Here is a 3,904-nt window from a genome sequence, read left to right on the forward strand (position 1 = left end):
GCGAGAAGCTCCTCGACGTCCCGGTACGACAGCGCATACCGCAGGTACCACCGCACCGCCAGCACGATCACCTCGGGAGGGAACCGGAACCCAGCGAACTCCGATGGCGGAGCCAGCGGACGGACACGACGTCGACGCATGACTCGATCATGACTGATCGGTGGCCGCGATGGCGGACTTCGCCGATGCAACAGTGCCCTCTCGAGCGTCACCAGCGCCGCGCTCCGGAGTCGACCGAGGCCCGTTCGCGGCCTGGTCGAGATGCGCTGGAGATCCACTCGGCACCTGCTGGAGGTCCCGTCGAGGCAGCTGGGGTGAGTCGGTCCGGTCCTGGTGTCCGGCACCGGGCGCCCCGGGGGCGAGGCTGTCGGCAGCGCCGTCCCGTGGCCCTCGCGGCGCGACGACCCGGCACCCAGCAGCTTGCGGAGTGATTCACTCCGTTATAAGATCTCCAAATCGGAGTGAATCGCTCCGATTGACGAAGAGGGCGGGATTGTGCGCGCTGTGGTGATGGACCGGTTCGGCGGCCCGGAAGTACTCACGGTCCGCGACGTCGCGGATCCGGTTCCAGGACGCGGCCAGGTGCTGGTAGCGGTCGAGTACGCCGGCATCACCTTCGTCGAGACGCAGGTCAGGGCTGGCCGTGGCCCTGCGCTGCGAAACCCTCCGCCGCTGCCCCGGGTCCCGGGTAACGGCGTCGGCGGACAGGTCGTCGCCGTCGGAGCGGACGTCGACCCGGCCCTCGCCGGAGTGGTGGTCGTCACGACGACGGGAGGCACCGGCGGCTACGCCGAGCTCGCCGTCGCGGATGCGGACGACCTGATCCCGGTGCCCTCCACCGTCCCGGTGCGGGACGCGGTGGCGCTGCTGGCGGACGGCCGCACCGCGGTCCTCCTGCATGGCCAGGCGGAGGTGAAGCCCGCCGAGTCGGTGCTGGTCGAGGCAGCCGGCGGCGGCCTCGGCAGTCTGCTGGTCCAGCTCTCGGCGGCCGCCGGCGCCACGGTGATCGGTGCCGCGCGCGGCACCGCCAAACGTGAGCTGGTGATGTCCCTGGGCGCGGCGGCCTACGTCGACTACTCCCGGCCGGGCTGGACGTTGGAGGTCGTCGAGGCCACCCGCGGGACGGGTGTCGACCTGGTCTACGACGGTGTCGGGGGTGACATCGGCGCCCACGCCCTGACCACCCTGCGGGCCGGCGGACGGATCAGCATCCACGGAATGGCCAGTGGCAGCTGGACCGAGCCGCCCGCCGGCGTGACGGTGATCAGCGGTGATACGCCGACACCGGAGCAGATGCGTGCGCTCGCCGCGGAGGCGCTCGCGCAGGCGGCGGCCGGCAGGCTACGCCCGATCATCGGTCAGACCTACCCGCTGGGCGAGGCGGCCGCAGCCCACCAGGCGATCGAGGACCGGGAGACGGCCGGCAAGACCCTGCTGGTCCCATGACCCGGCCCGAGGCCCACTCCGGCTCCGCGGATGGACCGAACCCGTCGAACGATCTGGAGCAGGCCGGTCCGAGTCTCGTGCCGCTGGCCACGACCCTGATCGTCGGGGCGTTCGCGGCCCTGCTCGACACCACTGTCGTGGCGGTCGCGATCGACACGCTGGGGCGCGACCTGCAAGCGGACATCACGGTGATCCAGTGGGTCACGACGTCCTACCTGCTGGCGATGGCTGCCGTCATCCCGGTGGTCGGCTGGCTGGTCGACCGGTTCGGCGCCCGCGCGATCTGGTCGGGTGCCCTCGGGCTGTTCCTGGCCGGATCGGTGCTGTCAGGCCTGGCCTGGTCCGCTGGCGCGCTAATCGCCTTCCGGGTGCTGCAGGGCCTGGGTGGCGGCATGATCCTTCCGCTGACCCAGCTGGTACTCGCCCGGGCCGCCGGCCCGCAGCGCTTCGGGCGGGTCATGGGCGTCGTCGGCCTGGTCGGCCAACTGGCGCCGATCTCCGGCCCGGTGCTGGGCGGCCTGCTGATCGACACCTGGGGCTGGCGGTGGATCTTCTTCGTCAACGTGCCGATCGTCGTGGTCTCGCTGCTCATGACAACACGGTGGTTCCCCCGCGAAGACCCGCGCACGGAGCGTTCCCTGGACGTGGTGGGCCTGGTCCTGCTGCCCACCGGCATCGTGGCGATGATCTACGCGCTGTCGAACGTCGAGTCCGGAAGCACGGTGGTGTCCGCACAGGTGCTCGTCGCCGCGCTGGTCGGCGTCGCGCTGCTGGCCGCCTTCGTCCTGCGGCCGACGACACCAGGCCGGCCGTCGCTCATCGATCTACGCCTGTTCGGCGACCGTTCCTTCCGCGGCGGCTCGGTGATGCTGTTCGTCTTCGGCGTGACGAGCTGGGGCCCGATGTTCGTGCTCCCCCTCTACTACCAGCAACTGCGGGGGCTGTCCGCACTTGACGCCGGGTTCGCCCTCGCACCGCAGAGCGTCGGCCTGGGGCTTGCGTACCTCGCAACCGGCCGGTACGCCGACCGGCTCGCGCCACGCCCGCTCGTGGCAGGGGGTCTGGTGGTCGCGAGCGCGGGCACTCTGCCGTTCGTCTTCGCCACCGCCGACAGCAACCTGACCCTGCTTGGCATCTCGCTGTTTGTCCGCGGGATCGGGTTCGGGGCCGCGAGCCTGCCTGCCAGCGCCGCCGTGTACCGGACGCTACGAACGGCTGACATTCCGGGCGCGACCAGCGCGAGCAACGTCATCCAGCGCGTCGGCGCGGCGACCGGCACGGCCGTGATGGCTCTCATTCTCCAGGCGGACGGGTTCACCCCTGCACTCACCTGGATGTTCGTCCTCACCTCGGGCGCGCTCGCCGGGACCGTGTTTCTGCCAGGGCAGAAGCCGGCACCGGCGCCGCGGGACACGGTGCCCACGACGACGGCCACCGGCGCCCAGTAGGTGCGAGCAGGGCATCGGCGGCCCTCGCGGTGTCGCCGGTACTGACGATGTCCGCTGGCCGAGGGAAGTCAGCGGGTCACGGGGCGTCGGAGCGTCTCGTCAAAATCGAGAGAGGGGTCGACACACTCATGATCAACGTTGCGATCGTGATCGGCAGCACGCGCCCGGGGCGGCGCGGCGAGGCCGTCGCGCGCTGGGTTCACGACATCGCGGTCAAGCGGGCAGACGCCCGTTTCGGGCTACTCGACCTCAGGGATTTCAACCTGCCGCATCTCGACGAGGAGATGCCGCCGGCGATGGGCCAGTACCAGCATCCGCACACGAAGGCGTGGGCCGAGGCAGTGGCGGCGTTCGACGCGTACGTGTTCGTCACCCCGGAGTACAACCATTCGACGTCGGGGGCGCTGAAGAACGCCATCGACTTCCTGTACGCCGAATGGCACAACAAGGCAGCGGGGTTCGTGAGCTACGGTGCGGCCGGCGGGACCCGCGCGGTCGAGCACCTGCGCCTCGTGCTGGGTGAGCTCCAGGTCGCCGATGTCCGCGACCAGGTCGCCCTGTCCCTGTCGACAGATTTTGAGGGCTTCGTCGCGCTCAGGCCTGCGGCGCACCAGGAGGCAACGGTCACCGCGATGCTGGACCAGGTCATCGCCTGGGGCGGGGCGCTACGGCGACTACGGCTGGAGGCTGCACCGCAGCAGTAGGCGTGCACAGATACCACGCGGCCCAGGTAAGGCGGGCCGCTGGCCTGGGTCGAGCGCCAGCTCGGCCGGTGACCGCGTTGATCATCGGCCGAGCGAGGTGTCCCCCTCGGCACTGTTGCATCGGCGAAGTCCGCCATCGCGGCCACCGATCAGTCATGATCGAGTCATGCGTCGACGTCGTGTCCGTCCGCTGGCTCCGCCATCGGAGTTCGCTGGGTTCCGGTTCCCTCCCGAGGTGATCGTGCTGGCGGTGCGGTGGTACCTGCGGTATGCGCTGTCGTACCGGGACGTCGAGGAGCTTCTCGC

3 protein-coding genes and 2 pseudogenes are annotated in these 3,904 nt (G+C 70.5%); 4 read left to right on the forward strand and 1 reads right to left on the reverse strand.

The features are described from left to right. A pseudogene (locus BMG523DRAFT_RS23935) lies at positions 1–140 on the reverse strand (IS6 family transposase); the annotation flags it as partial. A 355-nt stretch (positions 141–495) separates the two neighbouring features. Between BMG523DRAFT_RS23935 and BMG523DRAFT_RS21855 the strand changes: the two are divergent. From BMG523DRAFT_RS21855 to BMG523DRAFT_RS23940, 4 genes and pseudogenes are all read left to right on the forward strand, one after another. Beyond that, positions 496–1,446 carry a zinc-binding dehydrogenase gene (locus BMG523DRAFT_RS21855; RefSeq protein WP_011438516.1) on the forward strand — a complete coding sequence of 317 codons (951 nt, stop codon included), beginning with the start codon at positions 496–498 and terminating at the stop codon, positions 1,444–1,446. Beyond that, positions 1,443–2,894 (forward strand): DHA2 family efflux MFS transporter permease subunit, encoded by a 1,452-nt coding sequence (locus tag BMG523DRAFT_RS21860; protein ID WP_023842193.1) that lies wholly within the window; start codon positions 1,443–1,445, stop codon positions 2,892–2,894. Before BMG523DRAFT_RS21855 ends, BMG523DRAFT_RS21860 begins: the two co-directional genes overlap by 4 nt. Before the next feature lie 128 nt (positions 2,895–3,022). Then, positions 3,023–3,598 carry an NADPH-dependent FMN reductase gene (locus tag BMG523DRAFT_RS21865; RefSeq protein ID WP_035734637.1) on the forward strand — a complete coding sequence of 192 codons (576 nt, stop codon included), beginning with the start codon at positions 3,023–3,025 and terminating at the stop codon, positions 3,596–3,598. Positions 3,599–3,764: 166 nt separating this feature from the next. Continuing rightward, a pseudogene (locus BMG523DRAFT_RS23940) lies at positions 3,765–3,904 on the forward strand (IS6 family transposase); the annotation flags it as partial.

The sequence above is a fragment of the Frankia sp. BMG5.23 genome (assembly GCF_000685765.2).
Taxonomy (GTDB): Bacteria; Actinomycetota; Actinomycetes; order Frankiales; family Frankiaceae; genus Frankia; species Frankia casuarinae.